This window comes from Halopseudomonas salina, from assembly GCF_008641105.1.
Genome location: NZ_VTTI01000011.1, coordinates 1 through 18,664, shown reverse-complemented (window position 1 = coordinate 18,664; position 18,664 = coordinate 1). Strand labels below are relative to the sequence as shown.

14 protein-coding genes and 1 tRNA gene are annotated in these 18,664 nt (G+C 59.2%); 2 read left to right on the top strand and 13 right to left on the bottom strand.

From position 1 onward, the window contains the following. Positions 1-349: 349 nt before the first annotated feature. From pepN to FZF01_RS15630, 8 genes are all read right to left on the bottom strand, one after another. The gene (pepN, locus tag FZF01_RS15665) at positions 350-2,998 is read right to left on the bottom strand and encodes an aminopeptidase N (RefSeq protein WP_150279020.1); all 2,649 of its coding nucleotides are present in this window, start codon (positions 2,996-2,998) and stop codon (positions 350-352) included. A 10-nt stretch (positions 2,999-3,008) separates the two neighbouring features. Then, positions 3,009-3,785 carry a DUF2797 domain-containing protein gene (locus FZF01_RS15660; RefSeq protein WP_373286454.1) on the bottom strand — a complete coding sequence of 259 codons (777 nt, stop codon included), beginning with the start codon at positions 3,783-3,785 and terminating at the stop codon, positions 3,009-3,011. 53 nt (positions 3,786-3,838) lie between these two features. Continuing rightward, on the bottom strand, positions 3,839-4,105 hold the full coding sequence (locus FZF01_RS15655; RefSeq protein WP_150279019.1) for a YeaC family protein: 267 nt from the start codon (positions 4,103-4,105) through the stop codon (positions 3,839-3,841). A 16-nt stretch (positions 4,106-4,121) separates the two neighbouring features. Then, complete coding sequence (locus FZF01_RS15650; protein WP_150279018.1) at positions 4,122-4,970, bottom strand: rhomboid family intramembrane serine protease; 849 nt, start codon at positions 4,968-4,970, stop codon at positions 4,122-4,124. A gap of 40 nt (positions 4,971-5,010) precedes the next feature. Continuing rightward, positions 5,011-5,985: a metallophosphoesterase gene (locus tag FZF01_RS15645; protein ID WP_150279017.1), complete on the bottom strand. Its 975-nt coding sequence runs from the start codon at positions 5,983-5,985 to the stop codon at positions 5,011-5,013. Then, positions 5,982-6,866 (bottom strand): NAD(+) kinase, encoded by an 885-nt coding sequence (locus FZF01_RS15640; protein ID WP_150279016.1) that lies wholly within the window; start codon positions 6,864-6,866, stop codon positions 5,982-5,984. The genes FZF01_RS15645 and FZF01_RS15640 overlap by 4 nt, the downstream gene beginning before the upstream one ends. A gap of 89 nt (positions 6,867-6,955) precedes the next feature. Then, on the bottom strand, positions 6,956-7,804 hold the full coding sequence (locus FZF01_RS15635; protein WP_150279015.1) for a hypothetical protein: 849 nt from the start codon (positions 7,802-7,804) through the stop codon (positions 6,956-6,958). Positions 7,805-7,973: 169 nt separating this feature from the next. Further along, complete coding sequence (locus FZF01_RS15630; RefSeq protein WP_150279014.1) at positions 7,974-10,007, bottom strand: NADPH-dependent 2,4-dienoyl-CoA reductase; 2,034 nt, start codon at positions 10,005-10,007, stop codon at positions 7,974-7,976. Positions 10,008-10,188: 181 nt separating this feature from the next. On the opposite strand from FZF01_RS15630, the gene FZF01_RS15625 reads away from it, so the two are divergent. Then, on the top strand, positions 10,189-11,211 hold the full coding sequence (locus FZF01_RS15625) for an AraC family transcriptional regulator (RefSeq protein WP_150279013.1): 1,023 nt from the start codon (positions 10,189-10,191) through the stop codon (positions 11,209-11,211). 384 nt (positions 11,212-11,595) lie between these two features. Here FZF01_RS15625 and FZF01_RS15620 read toward each other — a convergent pair whose 3' ends face one another. From FZF01_RS15620 to FZF01_RS15600, 5 genes are all read right to left on the bottom strand, one after another. After that, the gene (locus FZF01_RS15620) at positions 11,596-12,729 is read right to left on the bottom strand and encodes a hypothetical protein (protein ID WP_150279012.1); all 1,134 of its coding nucleotides are present in this window, start codon (positions 12,727-12,729) and stop codon (positions 11,596-11,598) included. Further along, on the bottom strand, positions 12,729-13,487 hold the full coding sequence (locus FZF01_RS15615; protein ID WP_150279011.1) for a hypothetical protein: 759 nt from the start codon (positions 13,485-13,487) through the stop codon (positions 12,729-12,731). The genes FZF01_RS15620 and FZF01_RS15615 overlap by 1 nt, the downstream gene beginning before the upstream one ends. Before the next feature lie 103 nt (positions 13,488-13,590). After that, positions 13,591-13,667, bottom strand: a tRNA-Asp gene (locus FZF01_RS15610). Positions 13,668-13,730: 63 nt separating this feature from the next. After that, positions 13,731-16,760 (bottom strand): efflux RND transporter permease subunit, encoded by a 3,030-nt coding sequence (locus FZF01_RS15605; RefSeq protein WP_150279010.1) that lies wholly within the window; start codon positions 16,758-16,760, stop codon positions 13,731-13,733. Beyond that, complete coding sequence (locus FZF01_RS15600; protein ID WP_150279009.1) at positions 16,757-17,857, bottom strand: efflux RND transporter periplasmic adaptor subunit; 1,101 nt, start codon at positions 17,855-17,857, stop codon at positions 16,757-16,759. Before FZF01_RS15600 ends, FZF01_RS15605 begins: the two co-directional genes overlap by 4 nt. A gap of 105 nt (positions 17,858-17,962) precedes the next feature. Here FZF01_RS15600 and FZF01_RS15595 point away from each other — a divergent pair, with 105 nt between their 5' ends. Continuing rightward, on the top strand, positions 17,963-18,595 hold the full coding sequence (locus tag FZF01_RS15595; RefSeq protein ID WP_150279008.1) for a TetR/AcrR family transcriptional regulator: 633 nt from the start codon (positions 17,963-17,965) through the stop codon (positions 18,593-18,595). Positions 18,596-18,664 lie beyond the last annotated feature (69 nt).

The window sequence follows — 18,664 nt, the reverse complement described above, 5'->3', positions numbered from 1 at the left end:
CACAAGATCAAACATGGACAAATCCGGACGGATTGCATTTTCCGGAGGCATACAACGAAGTGAACAGAATCGACAGGCGATCTGCTTCTGACTGGATTGAAACTGGATCAAACGCGCGAAGGTTCACGACGGACGCCCCCATACATCTACCCCTTTATTTTTATTTGATGTCACGGTCACACGACGGACGACATGATATTACAGCGCTTTCACTGACTTCACTAATCCTTGCAAGTTATCTTTTGTGAACCACGGAAAAACCGGCCAGAAAGCCCGTTATAGAGCGGCCCAAACGCATCAGAACACCCTCCCGGGTGCTCTGGTACGGGGGATTGCCTACCCGGGAATGTCAGGCAAGCGACTTGCTGACCACTTCATATACATCCGGCGAGAGACTACTGGCGGCCATGATGCGTGCCAATTCTGCCTTCATCAGCTCCTGGCGGGCGGCATCATACTTGCGCCAGCGCGTCAGCGGTGTTAGCAGTCGCGCTGCCACCTGGGGGTTTAGCGGGTCGAGCTGCAATATCCGCTCGGCCAGGAAACGATAGCCGGCGCCATCGGCAGCGTGGAAGTTGACCAGGTTCTGATTGGCGAAGGCACCGATCACAGCACGGATCTTGTTGGGATTACGCATGCTGAACGCAGGGTGCTCGAGGAGCTTTTCAACGCGAACCAGACCACCGGGCAAGGCACAGGCAGCCTGCACACTGAACCACTGATCCATGACCAGCGGATAATCCTTCCAGCGTTCGGCAAAGTCGGCCAGCGCCGCCTGCTTCTGCTTCTCGAAGTCGGAATTGACCAGACAGACCAGCGCCGCCTGGCGGTCGGTCATGTTATTGGCCTCCACATACTGACGTACACAGGCATCAACCGCGTCCTGGGAACCAGTGAGCATCAGGTAGGACAAGAGCGTATTCTTCAGGCTGCGGCGCGCCATTGACCCCGCATCCGGGCTGTAGGCTGCGCCATCGTCAAGGTCGCGGTACAGGGGCCACATGACGTCGGCCAGGGTATTGGCCAGCTCACCGCGCACCCATTCGCGCACCTGGTGGATTGCGTCCACATCAGCCACCTCGGACACTTCGACCATATAAGCCTCAGACGGCAACCTGAGCATCTCGGCGACCATGGCCGGATCCAGCTCCCTGTCCGTCAGCAGTGCGTAAAACACATCACGCAAACGCTGATCGAGCAGCAGCGGACGACCCGCCTGATGAATACCGATCATACCCTGGAGCATTTCCAGCGCCAGTGCCTGCCCTGCTTCCCAGCGATTGAAACCATCGGGGTCATTCTTGGCCAGAAAGACCCGATCATCACGGCTGTAGGGATAGCTCATCTTCACTGGCGCAGAGAACCCGCGCAGCAGGGATGGCAATGGCTCTTCCGTCAACCCGGTGAAGGTGAATACCTGCTCGGCGCCTGCCACGGCCAGCACACGCTCAGTGCCCACGGGCGCAGCCTCCCCCTCAAACTGCAGGGGCAATTCCTTACCCTCACGGTCGAGTAAAGCCATGCGCACCGGAATCACCTGCGGCAGTTTCTCGCTTTGCCCCGGCGTTGGCGGGCAGCTCTGGCGGAATAACAGACTGAAGGTACCTTTAGCCGCGTCGTAACGACTCTCCACGGCCAGCCGAGGCGTCCCGGCCTGGCTGTACCAGCGCTTGAACTGCCCCAGGTCTGCGCCATTGGCGTCTTCCATGGCCTTGATGAAGTCATCACAGGTCACGGCCTGACCATCGTGGCGCTCAAAATACAGATCCGAGCCCTGGCGAAAGCCCTGCTCCCCGAGCAGGGTATGCAACATGCGTACGACCTCAGCACCCTTTTCGTACACTGTCAGGGTATAGAAGTTGGAAATCTCGATGAACGAATCAGGTCGAACCGGGTGAGCCATGGGGCCGGCATCTTCGGCAAACTGGTTGGCGCGTAGAAAGCCGACATGCTCGATACGGCTGACAGTGGGTGAATTCATATCGGCGGAAAACTGCGAATCACGGAATACCGTAAAGCCTTCCTTGAGCGACAGTTGGAACCAGTCTCGACAAGTAACCCGATTGCCCGACCAATTGTGGAAATACTCGTGCGCCACCACCGCCTCGACCCGCTGGAAGGCCAGATCGGTTGCCGTATCGGGATGCGCCAGTACGCAGCTGGAGTTGAAAATGTTCAGCCCCTTGTTTTCCATTGCACCCATATTGAAGTCGTTGACCGCCACAATCATGAAGATATCCAGATCGTACTCACGGCCGTAGACTTCCTCATCCCAGCGCATGGAGCGCTTGAGACTATCCATCGCGTGGCCGCACTGCTCCCTGTTCTCCGGCTCCACGTAGATACGCAAGTCAATCTCGCGACCACTCATGGTGGTGAAGCTGTCCTGGATCAGACACAGATCGCCCGCCACCAGGGCAAACAGGTAAGCCGGCTTGGGGAAAGGGTCCTCCCAGGTCACCCAGTGACGGCCGCCCTTCTCTTCACCATTGGCAACCGGATTACCGTTGGACAGCAGAATCGGATAATCCCTTGAGGCAATCACCGTGGTGGTAAACCGGCTCATCACATCGGGACGATCCAGGTAATAGGTGATCTTGCGAAAGCCCTCGGCCTCGCACTGGGTGCAGAACATCTTGCCGGACTGGTAAAGCCCTTCCAGCGCGGTATTGTGCTGGGGCTCGATTCGGGTGGTAACGGCCACCACAAACGCCGCCGCCGCGGGTTGCAATGTCAGGGTATCTTCATCCAGCTGGTAGTCGCCGGCCTGCAACAGCTGCTCATCCAGCGCCACGCTGACCAGCTCCAGCAGTTGGCCATCCAGCACCAGCGGGGGCAGCGACTGACCTGCGCCCTGTTCATTGCGGCGCATATTCAGGCGGCTGTGAACCAGCGCATGGTCCTCGAACAGCTCGAACGTCAGATGCGTTTCGTCTATCCAGTATTCAGGCGCCTGGTAGTCCTTGAGATAAATGGTCTTGGGCTGTTCGGTACGCATGCTGCACTCCTCAGTACACACTGACAGACAGTGTGTAGGACGTATATTTACGAATATTGATTACGCCGGTATCCAGAATCAGATACTGACCCTTGATTCCCAGCAAGGTGCCCTCGAGCACCGGCTCCTTGTCCAGATTGGCTGACTGGGGTTTCGGGCTGTATTCGAGCACCGGGTAGCGAATATTCACCACCTCGGCGTCAAGGGACTGGATGGCCTGCAGGCCAAAGCGGGCCTGCAACGCAAGAAGGCCCTCCTGCGCGCCCTCCATGATTCGTTCGCGGGCTGCCTGCATGTCAACCGGCTCCGGTTCACCGCGCAGCAGCGCACGCCAGTTTGTCTTGTCGGCGACCTGCTGACGCAGCAGGTCCTCGACCAGACCTGACTGCTGACGAGTAGCCACGCGCAGAATCGGCAGTGCCTGGCTCGCACCCTGGTCAATCCAGCGGGTCGGGATCTGGGTGGCACGGGTAATACCCACCTTCAGTCCTGACGAATTGGCCAGATAGACAATATGGTCGGTCATGCAGAATTGCTCGCCCCAGGCCGGCTCGCGGCAAGTACCCTGATCATAGTGGCACTTTTCCGGACTCATGATGCAGGTATCACAGCGAGCCAGCTTGGTCATGCAGGGATAACAGAAACCCTGACTGTAGCTTTTTTTGGTGCGCCGCCCACAATGGCTGCAATGGATAGTCCCCAGTGCCTCTATACGCAGGGTACTCCCCAACCAGTCATTGAGCGGCAATAGCTGCTCGCCAATCGACAGGCTGTAGCGCACGGGCACATCAAGATCTGCCTGCAGCTTGCTGACGCTGCCCTCACCGCTGACTGGCTGTATCAATGCAAGGTATCCGATTTGGTCGAGAACAAAATATTGGGCACGGTTTTTTTCTCGGATTTACAGCTCTGCTCACCCATGAACCCGGTGCGCTCTTCTTCAGGCAGATTTTCCAGCTCCCAGCCAATCATTGCCTGCATGCAGAGCTCTTTCTGCTCCTGGGTCAGGCGGCGACCGTCCGGCCATTTGCCGATCTCCACCGCCTGCTTCAGGCTGGCATATACCTCGGGGGTGATATTGCGCAACATCTCGACAAAGGTAGTCATTTCATTCTCCAGAAAATTATCTCGACAAACCGAACCGCTGGGACCCGCCTGCAACCAGGCCTGCAGCACAGCCAACCAGCAAACCACTCACGTGAGCCGCATTGGCTATGGCACCAAAACCAAGCAGTGTCACCAGGCCCGAGAGGCACAGCACCAACCACACCAGCATCAGCACCACCACACCCTTGGGCAGCGCAAAATGCACGTTCGGCGCCATTAACTGGTAAATCCAGCAATAACCCAGTAGCCCGTATAACACACCAGACAGCCCGCCAAAGAACGGCTGCCCGCTGAACAGCCATTGCACGCTGTTGGACACCAGACCGAACAGCAACGTCAGCCCCAATAGCCAGAGCGAGCCGGAGCGCAGCTCTATCCGACGACCCAGCTCCCAGTACCAGAGCGCATTGAAAGCCAGATGCATCAGGCCAAAATGCAGAAATATCGGCGTGATCAGCCGCCACCATTGGCCCAGGTCAATCTGACTGGCCATATACTCACTGTTCTCTGGTGGCACAAAGGTAAACATCACCACACCGTCAACCTGGCTGCCCAGGCCGGTGAGCAGAGCCACCACGCCAGTAACCAGCAGCACGCCAAGCGTCAGAGGTATTCCCCTGGCCGTTTGCATCCAGCCTGCACTCCCGGAGGGGCCCCGGTTTCGCACTGCAGGTCGGATATCAGGCGTCTGCGGAACGCCTTCGGCATAGCACTCTCGGGCAAAATGTGCACCGGCTTCGTCCCGGGTCCAGACAACCTGCTGATTGCCCTCCTCGGTAACGCGATGGACCACTCCCTGGCTGCGCAAATAACGGGTAAAGCTGGAGAGGTCTTCCTCCAACGGACACTGCAGGGCGCGGAACATATTTACCTCTTCAATTTTTACGGCTGCCGCCAGGTTCTGGTCATGCCAGCCTGGGCACGTCTACCCACACGAAATGGTCCCGCTGCAGACGGTGCTCACCATCCCAGCGATAGGCGACCAGCTTGCCATACTTCACCGCGCTGTAGTCCAGGCATGCCAGATTGGGTCTCAGCGGGTGCGGATCGCCCTGCTGCCAGTAATGTCCCACAAAGAGAATTGGTTGCTCACTGCCATAGATCAGCAGCTCGGCTTTCTGACTATCGGTCAGCGGCCGGGTCGCTACGTCCTCGGGTAGTGCATCTGGCTGAAATACCAGATCGCCATAGGTCTGCGGCTCCTCTTCCCAGAACTTGGTACGAAAGCTGTGCCTGACCAGCCCATCCTTGCTGACCATTTTACCCCCATGGGGCAGACGCATCTCACTACCGCGCAGCAGCCGCTCGAGCACCTGGGAAGCGAATCCGCCATGCTCAGCTGCCGACTCCAGAAACTCCCGGTCGATTCGTCCATCAGGGTATTGCGCGGCAAAGGGTCTGATCAGGCTCTCGTCCCAGCAGGCATGCACCAGCCTGATTTCACCCAGGTCAAGAAACAACGGCAACCGGTAGAACCACTCCAGGTAATACGCCCATTCATCAGGCCACGGGGCCATCTGCTCCAGGGTTGCCGCCAATTGCCTGCGGTTGCGCTCGGTATGTTCCCGAATGAACTGCCTGCCGCTGCCCGCAGGTGCGGGTGTCTCCCAGGCCAGCGCATTGATCTCATGATTCCCCATGATGCACTGGGCGCTACCGGCCTCGACCATGTCGTGCACCAGGCGCAGCGCCTCACGGATACGCGGCCCGCGATCGATGATGTCACCCAGAAACAGCGCCTGACGGTGCGGATGTTGCCAGACGCCCTGATGCGGGGCATAGCCCATATTCTCCAGCAGCGTCTCCAGGGTATGCGCGCAGCCGTGGATGTCGCCAATAACATCGAATCCGCGGCCAGTATGCGCAGTCGGATGTGTCATTGATCAGTCAACCTGCTACTCCAGCCGAGCTTGCTCCGGCAGATGGCATAAAAATTGTGATCCAGGGGATGAATCAACCGCAGCTTTTGCGGCTTTTTGCGAATGGTGATCGAATCCCCCGGTGCACAGGCGATATGTACCTGGCCATCACAGCTGATCTGCGGGTAAATACCGCTTTGCTTGGAGATGACAATTTTCAATTCGCTACCGGCATCAACAACTATCGGGCGACTGGACAGGGTGTGGGGGAACATGGGCACCAGAACGACCGCATCAAGTTTGGGATGCATGATCGGGCCACCCGCTGACAGTGCGTAGGCGGTGGAGCCGGTGGGCGTGGCCACTATCAGTCCATCAGACTTCTGGCTGTAAACGAACTGGCCATCGACGTACAGCTCGAACTCGATCATGCGTGCCGACTTGCCCGGATGCAGAACCACGTCATTGAGGGCTTCACTGGTGCCCAGTTGCTCGTCATCGCGGCGCACGAAGGCATCCAGCAGAAACCGACTCTCGACCATGTAGCGGCCAGCCAGCACTTCACCGACCTGCGCTTCCAGCTCGTCGGGAGAAATATCGGTGAGAAATCCCAGGCCGCCGCGGTTTACGCCCAGCACCGGCACGTTGTAGCGGCACAGTGCGCGCGCCGCGCCCAACAGGCTGCCGTCGCCACCGACAACAATAACCAGGTCGCAAATTTCGCCCATCATCTTTCGTGAGCAAACCTGCAGATGGTGCCCCGGCAACAGATCGGCTACGGCATCCTCGAGAATAACCGTGTGGCCACTGTCGATCAGGAAGCGTTTCAGGCGCTTCAGGGTGTCCACCACCCTGCCGCTACCCAGCCGCCCGATCAAACCGATGTTGCGGAACTGATCCATACCACCTCACTGTTATGCCATAGCCGGTCAATCAGTGATTATCCGCAGCCAGCAGGGTGCTGGCAAATGCGCTGTGGTAATGAGAGGTGTCAGTCGGCGTCGCTCGCCGAGCGATTCTGCAGTCTGGACAGATCACGCTTGAGGGTAATATTGATTTTCTGTTGCAACGCCAGTTCGTTCTTGATGTCGTGTAGTTCACCCTGAACGATGGCCAGATGGTCCTTGTGACGCTGGCGCTCGGCAGCCAATTCCACTTCACGGAGCTGACGCAGCTCATCAAGCTGGCGCTTCAGATCACTGATCTGTTCCTTGTGTGCTGCCTGCTGCTCAGTGGCGGCAGCCGCAGCTTGCGCGCTGCTCTTTTTATCCTGCTCTGGCAACTGGCTGCCAACCCTTGCCTGTGGGCTGACCACGTTCCCGCCACCGTACCAGGCATCCTCCGCGGCCATCTGCAGATGCTCCGTCTGGATAACCGCCAGTGCCTCGCGGTCATCGCCCAGAATACCGAGGGTATTGCGCGTGACAGCTTCCTTGATCATCAGCAGATCGGCCTTGCCCTCCCGTTGTGCAGGCTTCCACAGATTCGGCTTGAATCTGTTGTCGCTGCAAAACCCCAGGCAGGCAAGACGGATAGGGCCGCCACCCATGTCCGGCCCACGGCCGGCTTTCTCTGCCAGTGCACGCAGTGGCATATTCCAGAGCGGGCTGATATGACCATCAAGATCGAAATCGAGAGTGAAGAAAACCGCCGCACGAACGTGCAGACGGTTATTTATCTGAACAAAAACGGCCTCGACAGTTTCATCGGCAAATTCCGGGGTCGCCACCATGCCATCAAGCAAGGCCTCGAATTCGGCATAAAGCATCTGCTTGGCAATACCCCGCTCCGCAAAAAACAGGACCGCCTCAGTCAGCAATGGTTTGTGCGTAATGTTCATGGATACCCCCGTGCCGCCCCTTCAACTCACCTGGTTAACAGGACTTTGCGCTTTTTTTGCGGCGATTGCACTTGGTCGAAGATCTTGAGGGGAAATGTAACCGAGGATTGTGACGAATTTGGCAGTAGGCGACAGCCAGAGGCGCGGCAGGAGCCGCGCCCGGCGATAGTCAGAGTGCCGCAGCCAGGCGAGAGCCCTGATCAATGGCACGCTTGGCATCCAGCTCGGCAGCCACGTCTGCGCCACCCACCAGGTGCACCGGCTTGCCCGCCGCTTCCAGGCCTGCCTGCAATTCACGCAGCGGATCCTGACCTGCACAGATAACAATATTATCCACCGCCAGCACCTGGGGCTCGCCCTCGGCAATGCTGACATGCAGCCCCTCGTCATCAATCTTCAGATACTGCACAGCGTTGAGCATCTTCACCTGACGACTCTTGAGACCCGCGCGGTGAATCCAGCCCGTAGTCTTGCCCAGGCCATCACCCACCTTGCTGGTCTTGCGTTGCAGCAGGAACACCTCACGGGCGGGTGGGTGCGGATGCGCCTCGACGCCGGCGATACCGCCCCGCGCCTCGATAGCCGGATCGATACCCCACTCGTCCCAGAACAGCTCGGTATCCAGCGCAGCACTCTCGCCCTGCTGGGTAATGAACTCGGATACATCAAAGCCGATACCACCCGCACCGATCACCGCCACACGCTTGCCGACGTCGCGACGCTGCAGGATGGTGTCCAGATAACCCAACACCTTGGGATGACCGATCCCGGGAATATCCGGAGTCCGTGGCACCACACCCGTAGCCAGAATCACCTCGTCGAAATCAGCCAGATCCTCGACGCTGGCCCGCTTACCCAGCACCAGGCGCACGCCGTGCTTGGCAATCATGCGATCGTAGTAGCGCAGCGTCTCGTAGAACTCTTCCTTGCCCGGAATCCGCTTGGCAATGTTGAACTGGCCACCTATTTCATCACCGGAATCAAAGAGTGTGACCTCATGACCCCGCTGGGCAGCCACAGTGGCGGCCGACAGCCCGCCAGGGCCGGCGCCGACTACGGCAATCTTCTTCACCTGGGTGACCGGCAGATAATTCAGCTCTGTCTCGTGACAGGCGCGCGGATTGACCAGACAACTGGTCAGTTTGCCGCCAAAGGTGTGGTCCAGGCAGGCCTGGTTGCAACCGATACAGGTGTTGATCTCTTCCGCCAGACCCGCCGCAGCCTTGTTGACGAACTCCGGATCAGCCAGGAACGGACGGGCCATGGACACCATATCCGCGTCGCCCTCGGCCAGTACCTGCTCTGCCACCTCCGGGGTATTGATCCGGTTGGTGGTGACCAGGGGGATATTCACTTCACCCTTGAGCTTGGCGGTCACCTTGGTGAACGCTGCGCGGGGCACCTTGGTGGCAATGGTTGGAATACGCGCCTCATGCCAACCAATCCCGGTGTTGATGATGGTTGCACCAGCCTGCTCGATCGCCTTGGCCAGCATCACCACCTCATCCCAGGTGCTGCCACCCTCGATCAGATCCAGCATCGACAGCCGGTAGATGATGATGAAATTGGCGCCGACGCCTTCGCGGACCCGACGCACGATTTCCACCGGCAGACGCATGCGGTTCTCGTAGCTGCCACCCCAACGGTCGGTGCGCTGGTTCACATGTTTGACCAGGAACTGGTTGATGAAATACCCCTCCGAACCCATGATCTCGACGCCGTCATAACCGGCGCTCTGAGCCAGTTGCGAGCAGGTGACAAAATCCTGAATCTGCTTCTCGATACCCTCCTCGTCCAGCTCCTTGGGGGTAAAGGGGTTGATCGGCGCCTTGACCGCGCTCGCCGACACCTGTTTGGGGCTATAGGCATAACGACCAGCGTGGAGGATCTGCATGCAGATCTTGCCGCCTGCTTCATGTACCGCCTTGGTCACCACCTTGTGGTGTTCGGCCTCTTCGGGGGTGGTCATCTTGGCCGCGCCGTGGGCAACACTGCCCTCCTCGTTCGGTCCGATACCGCCGGTCACGATCAAACCAACACCGCCACGGGCGCGCTCGGCAAAATAGGCTGCCATGCGCTCGAAGCCATGGGGTCTTTCCTCCAGGCCCGTGTGCATCGAACCCATCAGGGTACGGTTACGCAGAGTGGTGAATCCCAGATCAAGGGGCGCCAGCAGATGCGGGTAGAGTGCGTGCTCGGTCATGGTGTTGCTCCGGTCATATCATCATCAGGAAGCGACCGGATACATGCCCGGTCTTTATCAGTGCAAAGACAATAGGCCCCGAGGCGGCGGCGCTCAATCACCCTGAATGACATTTGTATGACTTTGGATTACATTTGCGCATGGGCCGCACAGCCTTTATTTATCCAGAAAGGAGCCGGCCTTGAAGCTTGGGGATCTATCTGTTGGCTACGTCTATAGCCTCAGGGCCGCATTACGCAGTCTGGGGCATGACGTCGAGCCCCTTCTGCAGCGCTTTCGTATCACCCGCGAGATGCTCGCGACGCCCCAGGCACGTATCAGTATTGCCCGCTTCATGCGCCTGGGGAATGCCGCCATCGGCCTGAGTGGCCGCGCAGACATCGGGTTGCTCATGGGTGAGCACAGCCAGGCCAGCCACCTGGGCCTGGCCGGGTTGACCGCCCAATGCGCAATGAACCTGCAGCAGGCCTTTGCTACTCTGGTCCGCTACGAACGCCTCTCGAGCCAGAATTATCGAGGCCACTCCAGTTTTGACGCACCCGCCCTGCGCTTTTACTCCATCAGCCCCTACAACGCCTTCAATCTGTTTGTGGTCGACTCCGCCCTGGCGTCCCGCGCGCGGCTGGGTCAGCAACTGACCGGCGGCGCAGCGCGACTGGAAGCTGTGCATATCGAGTTTCCCGCACCCGCCTACGCCGAATGCTACGAGCAGCTATTCAAATGCCCGGTGCTGTTTGGCCAGGAACACAATCAACTGATATGGCAGCCCGCGAGTCTGGAACTGGCCCTGGACCAGGCTGCGCCAGCCACCTTCAACCATCTGCAATCACTTTGTGACGCACAGTTATACGAGCTGGGCCGCCACCGCCGGCTACGTGAACGGGTCGAGGAAATCGTCTCTCCCCGGTTGCATCGTCAACTGCCGGGGCTCAGCGAAGTAGCTCGCGAACTGGGCATGGCGTCCTGGACCCTGCGGCGCAAGCTGCAGCAACAGGAACAAACGCGTTTTCAGGATATCATCGACGACACGAGACGCGATCTTGCCCTGACCTACGTGCGCGATACGGAGCTGGCCCTGGGGGAAATTGCTTTCCTGCTTGGATTCTCATCCCCGGCGGCTTTTCAGAGGGCATTCAAACGCTGGACAGCACAAGCCCCTGGACACTTTCGGCGAGAGCAGCGTCAGGTGAAGGTTGAAGGCTGAGGGTCGAAGGTCGAAGGTCGAAGGTCGAAGGTCGAGAAATAAAATACTGCCGGTAAGGGGGTAACCGGTGCAAGGATGGCAGAGCACCCGGATAGCTGACCTGGGGAAGGCCAGCCGAAGCACTTACATCTCTTCGGCGTCGTCCGCTTCCTGATCCCATTCCTGGGCACGTTTTTCCATCAATTCTTCTACATAATCGTTCATTGTTGATTCCTCTTTTGACAACGGTTACACACCAGGCAACTCAGGCCTGAATTGACCATAATTGCCTTGCGTTACAGTCAGATGAAGTCAATAGGGAAAAGTTCAGGTAACGCAGGAAATAACACCTGCACCAGCTGTCGTCCACGCACAGGATTACCGCAAAAAGAAGTCGCCGAGCCGCTATGGCCCCAGGATATGAAAGCGTCTGTCCATATCGGGCCGGTCGTAAACCTGGGTCAGGCTTTGCTGAAAGGCCTCCTGGGCCTGGTTGAAGGTACCTTGCAGTTGCTGATGCAGCTGAACACGCAAGGCTTCGCGGGTGGCGAGCAGCTCGCCACGCATTTCCATTTCCTTGCGCTCGCGCAGTAACGCTTCCTCGGCCTTCAACAGCGTAAAATCGGTTACCACCAGTGTTCCTGCGGCAGTCAGGAAGGCGACGCTACCGGCCACCAGTGCACCAGGCCCGCTGGGTGCTGTAACCGCAGCAGCCGTACCACCAGTACTGATCGCGATCGCCAGCCTGGGCGCCAACCGTGCAACGAATCCTGCCAACGCCCTTCTGCTGCCCTGCACCGCACCCAGGCTCATCAATCTGGGCATCAGGGAACGACGTAACAGCAAACCCAGCGTGCCGGCTCCCACAACCAGCGACGCGCGCGATCCCGCCTGCCAACGCTGCAGGTCCTCGGCACTGGCAGACCATCCCAGTCCCAGCGCCTGATCGATATTCAGCGTCGTGACTGGCTCTGCACTGACGGCTTCAGGGCTTTGCTGACGATGTGCGTACAGACCGGTCAGCTGTCTCTGCACCACCCGTTGCTGAGTGTCCGCCAGCGTCTGCCAACGCGCCAGCATGGCTGTATCAAAACCCGCCAGGCGCTGCTGCAGACCACTATCCTCGATCAGAAAATCAGTCATCCGCTGCTGCATGAAAACATCCAGATCCCCATCCACAGCGTGGTACAGACGGGCATAGGATCCGGGCATGGAGTAATACCAGTCCATATAATCGGGCAATGCAGCCAAGGCCAGAGCAAAGCTCTGGTCCAGCCATTGATCAGCCCACTGCTGCATCTGCTGTTCTGTCTGGTCCCGCTGCTGCTCGGTCAGACGTAGCAGATCGGTGTTGAACTGGCGCAACGTTGCGCCATCAAGGAGCAGCCGCTGATCGTTGACCAGGACGGAAAACAGACGATTATCGGCCAGTCGCTCGGTGAGCAGGCGCAACCCTGCGTTCATCGAGACAAACAGCACCAGCACGGCCAGTATCACCACCAGCAGTAGTCGAATCCGGCGCGCGAAAGTCATTTTCATCAGCTGTTACTCCACTGCGAGACCAGCGCGCTCACGCCGACCAGCATGCGCACCCAGGCCCAGGCGAATGCAGCGCCTCCCAGCAACAACAGACTCCAGGCAAGCAGTGCCAGCAGACCGCTGTCATCAATGTTGCCCAGGGTGTTCTGCAGCGCCCACTGCAGGGTCAGGTCCAGCAGGAGATAGACACGCTCGAAAACGGCGAGCAAGGCCATGCTGCTCTGCGCCTCTGGCAGATGCAGGCCCACCGCCGCGCCCCAGCCCATGCCGGTCATATCGGGCTGGGACGTATACAGGGAAACCAGTAGATAGCAAACCAGCAGCGGCAGCATCGCCAGCGGCACCGACAGGCGTCGGATGATCGCCGCCCGTACATGCGGCTTGAGATGGGCGCGCAAGCGTAGGTCCAGCCAGCTACCCAGAAACCAGAGCACCGGCACCTGCGCCAGCAGAATCAGCCATAACCAGCCAGTGGCATGCAGTAGCCTGGCCAGCATGAACAACGCCAGCAGGGAGGCAATCAGCAGATGCCAGGCGGTCATCAGCACACCACCACGCAGTAACCGGTGCCAGCCCGAATCAGCCAGCAGATATTGATCAAGCCATACGCGTCTGCGTAAACGCGCCGATTCCAGACTGCCAGTCAGAATCAGCCAGCTGATGGCCGCCCAAAGTGGCAGAAACAGCCAGCCCTGGACAGGATCGACAACCAGGCTCCAGCCCAACAGGGCAATAGCAGGCACGAGCAAGGCGATCACAGGCAGATAGGCTCCGATACAGGGATTTGTACCAGTCTACGCCTATGTGCTGCACAAACGAAAAAGCCCCCGGCATTTCTGCACGGGGGCTTCTCGAGGGATATGGCGCAGTGGACGGGACTCGAACCCGCGACCCCCGGCGTGACAGGCCGGTATTCTAACCAACTGAACTACCACTGCGCATCTGCACAGGGACCATGTCCGACTGAGCAGGCGCGCATTGTAAACATTTGGTCAGGCGAGTCAAGCACTTACAGCGGCTTTCGCCGGTTCATTGCGCCGGCCGAGTGTCAGCCTGCAGACGGCGGGCACCACCAGCAATGTCAGGACAGTAGAAGCCAGCAGGCCGGAGATGATCGCCCAGGCCATCGGCGGCCACAGGGTTGACTGCGAGAAAGCCAATGGCAGCAGACCGGCAATGGTCGTGGCCGTGGTCAGCAGAATCGGCCGGGTACGCCGCTCGACTGCTTCAGCCACAGCTTCAACGATATCCGCTCCATCGGCCAGACGCTGGTCAACCACATCGAGCAGCACGATGGCGTTGTTCACCACAATCCCCACCAGCGCAATAATGCCCAGCAAGGACTGGAAGCCAAAGGGAGTGCCGGACAGCACCAGACCTGGGAATACACCCACACTGGCCAGGGGCACCGTCAGCAGGATGATGCCCACACGACGGAATGAGTTGAACTGCAGCAACAGGAAAAACAGCAGCAGCAAAATGCCAATCGGCGCGCTGGTAAAGATCGCGTTGTTGGCGTCACCAGAGCCTTCCTTGTCACCGCCCAGCTCCATACGCACACCCTCAGGCAAGGGAGTCTGCACCAATTGGCTGTTTAATTGCTCAAGGATCTGACTGAAGCTGTAGCCATCCTCCAGCCCAGCCGTCACGGTCTGGACTCGCACTCCATTGCGTTGATAAACCCCGCCCGGCTGCCATTGCGGCTCGATTCGCGCCAGCGCAGTAAGCGGAATTCCCTGACCCGCATCATTGAAGATGGTGACCGACTTGAGGCGCTCCAAAGTCTGCGCGGTGCCCTCGGGTGAGCGTAGCACCAGGGCAATAGGATCACGCTCCTGGCGGTATTGTTCCACTGTCAGACCCAGGGTGGTGGTATTCAGCGCGCGGGCAATCCGGGCCCGGTTCAGGCCGTAACGCTGGGCCAGGGCGTCGTTGATCTCGATGCGCAATGCGGGCACCCCCAGATCGATATCATGGCGCACGTCCACCGCGCCCGGAATGGACCGGGTGACTGCGAATATCTGTTCGGTCGCGGCAATACGCACAGCGTCGTCATGGTGATAAAGCCGCATCTCGACCGGGGCGACCCGCGGTGGACCCTGTCCCAGGGTACTGGCAACAATTTCCAGCTGCGGGTAATGCTGCTCCACATGGTCGCGGACCCAGTGGATAATAGCGCTGGTCGCGGCCAGGCTGGTTGCGTCGACGACCAGGCGCGCGCGGTTGGAAGCCTGGGGCGAACGCCGCAGATTGTAGTAGAAGCTGGGTCCAGCCGAGCCGACAAAACGGTGTATCTGCTGCACATCCTGATGTTCGCGCAGGGCGCGTTCGAGCGTGGCGCTGACCGCTTCGGTCTGCTGCTGGTCAGTACCCTCGGGCATGTAAAGCTCGACCACCACCAGGGGCCGGTCGGCATTGGGAAAGAACTGCATCTTCACCATCGGTGCCAGCGTAAGGCTGCCCACCACTGTCAGTGCACCCAGCCCTATTACCCACCAGGGCGCTCCCGTGCTGGCTCGACCCAGCCCACGGCTCAGTGTGGCCATCCATTGGCTGCTATGTTTGGGCGCGGGTTTCAGAAAACGACCCGCTAGCAGCGGCGCAACACCAATCGCCAGCAGATAACTGACCGACAGCGTAAGCATGATCATCACCGGAATACCTCGGGTAAAATCTGCCGCTCCGCCCTTGGCCAGCAGCAAGGGAGTGAAGGCTGCCAGCGTGGTCGCGGTAGAGGCGCCCAGGGGGCCGGCCAGCTCCCGAATACCGCCATAAACCGCCTGCTCGCGGGTTTCGCCGCGATTCAATCTATCCTGGATGTTCTCCACCATGACAATGGCGTTATCAATCAGAATCCCCAGGGAAATGACCATCCCGATAACGGCAATCTGGTGCAGGATGCCTCCGCCCAGGTTGTATATACCCAGACTGATCAGCGCCACCATCGGCAGCATGGTCGCGACCAGCAGACCCATCCGCCAACCCATGCCGATGAAAACCACCAGCATGATGATCAGCACACTGCCCAACAAACTCAGCTCCAGCCCATCCAGGCGCTCTTCAACCTGATCTGGCTGGAAGAACATCTCATCTACCTGAAACGGCGCCAGATCAGGCCGTAAAAGGGTCAGACGTTCCCGCACACGCTGACCAAAACGAATCGCATCTTCCTGGCCACGCACCGCGGTCAGATTCACCAGAACCGTTTGCTCGCCATTGAACCAGGCCTTAGGCTGCGCCGGTTCAACCGGGCCGCGCCAGATCTCTGCCAGATTTTCCAGGGGTACGTTGCCGCCTTGGGGCAAAGGTATCTGCGTGCCCCGCAGCGCATCGATGCTGGCAAACTCGCTATTGGGCAGTAACCCCAGACGCTTACCGTCAGCGACCACAAAACCACCGGGAATAACCTGATTACGCTCCGCCAGAATAGTCGCAAGATAACCGGCGGAAATGCCCAGGCGCGCCATTTGCGCGTCACGCAGGGCAATGGTGATCTGCTCGTCCACATCCCCCTCGAGCTCTATACGCGCAAGCCCTTCCAGATCGGTCAGGTTGCGCTTGAGCCCTTCGGCGACTTCAGTCAATTCGACCAGCGACGCACTGCCGCGTACCGAAAGTACCACCGCAGGAATGTCGATCAGTCGATCATCCAGCTCCACGCGCGCTATACCCTCGGGAAACTCCAGCTCGGCACGGCTGATCGCCTGCCTCACGCGGTCCCACCCGGCATCAGTGTCGTAGATCGAATCGTCAAAACTGATATTCACCAGTGCCACGCCGGTGCGCGCGGTTGCCGTGAAGTAGTCGATTTCGTCAACCTGGGTCAGCTCGTCGGACAAGGGTTCGAGCACCAGGCGCTCGATAGCCTCGGCCATGGCCCCCGGATAGATGATCGTAATCAGGCCGGCCCGGTAGGGGAAACTAGGATCTTCCTGGCGCGCCATATTCAGATAGGAGGCCACTCCGAGCAGGCAGAGCATAACCACCACCAGGCCGATCAGCCGGGGACGCACCCACGTCGCCGGATTCATGGCAGCAACTCCACGGAATCGCCATCGGACAAACGGGTCAGGCCGGCGTATACCACCAGGTCACCGGCCTGCAGGGAATCACCGACCAGCGTTACCTGCTCGCCACGCAAGGCCCCCGCTTGTACCGGCACCCGCTCCACCCGCCCATCAGTCACCCGAAACACGGCCAGACCATCGTTGCCACCATTGGACAAACGCATCACTGCAGCCAGCGGGATCTTCAGCGAGTCATCGGAGGGCATACCAATACCCACCTCAACCGCATCACCGGTCCGCGCAGCCTGATGCTCCAACGCAACAACCAACGGATACAGCGCACTGCCCTGGGACGATCCCTGGCCTATCTCGACAACCCTCCCCAGCAACTGCCCATCTGCCAGGCTCTGCCAGACCGGCAGTTGCTGGCCAACGGCGAGACCCTCGAGCATATGACCTGGAATCAGTACTTCCACTTCCAGTCCATTGGATGCGGCAAGCCCCATGACCGGCTGACCTGGTGCGATGAACTCACCCGGCTCGACCAGTAATGCCTCAATGCGACCAGCAAAGGGGGCCCGTAACTGGCTTTCACCCTGTAGCTGTTCGGTCTGGCTCAAGGACGCACGGGCACTGGCGACACCGGCCTGCAAAGCATCCAGCCGTGCCTGTTGCTGCTCGCGCTGCTGGGCTGAAATGACCCCCCGCTCAAACAGCTGATCACTTCTCTGCGCCTCGCGCTCAGCCTGGGCGGCCTGTGCTCGAAGCTCAGCAAGCCGCGCCCTCGACGCATTGCGCGCGGGTTCCAGTTCAGGGTTGTAAAGCGTGGCCAGAACTTGCCCCTGCTCCACTGCCTGACCAATTTCCACTGAACGACTGCGCAACACTCCGCCCACCTGAAAGGTCAACTGGGCCCGTTGTCTGGCACGGACCACGCCAGCAAAACGCAAGGGCTCAGCCTCCGTTGCCACCTGCACCGGTGCGGCCCGAACCACGACAGGTCGATCACGACTTTCAGCCCCGCTGGCATTGCCATCATCGCCGCATCCAGCCAGCGTGGTCATCAGCAAGCCAGCCAGTGCCAGCGAAAGGAGGCGAGGTAGTTCATAATGGTTGGGCACGGTTGGCTCCAGGGTCTACGGGGACATTAAGAACATAATGTCATTTATTGACAGATTGTCAACGCACCCACACAATCGTTTACCAACCAATAGAAATGGACAAACATGAGTCTCGACCAGCGCCGAGAGCGAGAAAAGCAGGACCGCCGCGACAGCATTCTGGATGCTGCCGAACACATATTCTTCGCCAGGGGTTTTGAAAAAAGCTCGATGGATGAGATTGCCCGAACGGCGCAGCTCAGCCGTGCCCTGTTGTACGTGTACTTCAAGGACAAGACGGCAATCATGCGTGGATTGATGCTGCGTGCCGGCACAACGCTACGCGACCGGTTCGCTGCCGCCATAGAGCAAACCGACCAGGGCGCCGAGCAGATTGGCAATATTGGCCGCGCCTACTACCGCTTCAGTGTCGAGGAACCCAACTACTTTGACGTACTCACGCAGGCCAGCACCTTCGAGCATTTGGCCGACGAAGACGAACAAAGTAAAGCCCTGCAGGAATGCGGTGCAGAAGCGATGAGCATGATGGTCAACGCATTAATCAAGGGCGTAGCTGACGGCACCCTGAGCCGCGAGCGCGTCGCAGATCCGTTGATGACAGCCTACTTTCTGCGCGGCGCGATGCACGGCGTAATCATGCAATGCAGCAAATCAGCCGACGTCGATCCCAACCGCCCCGATCTGGAAACGCTGGTTGATTACGCCCTGCGGATGCTGACGCACTCCATGCGAGCCTGAGGAAAACGGGAAAAAGGAAGCGCGGAGCCCGAAGCCGGGAATGTCGAGTTCCACCTCGACAAAGTGCCA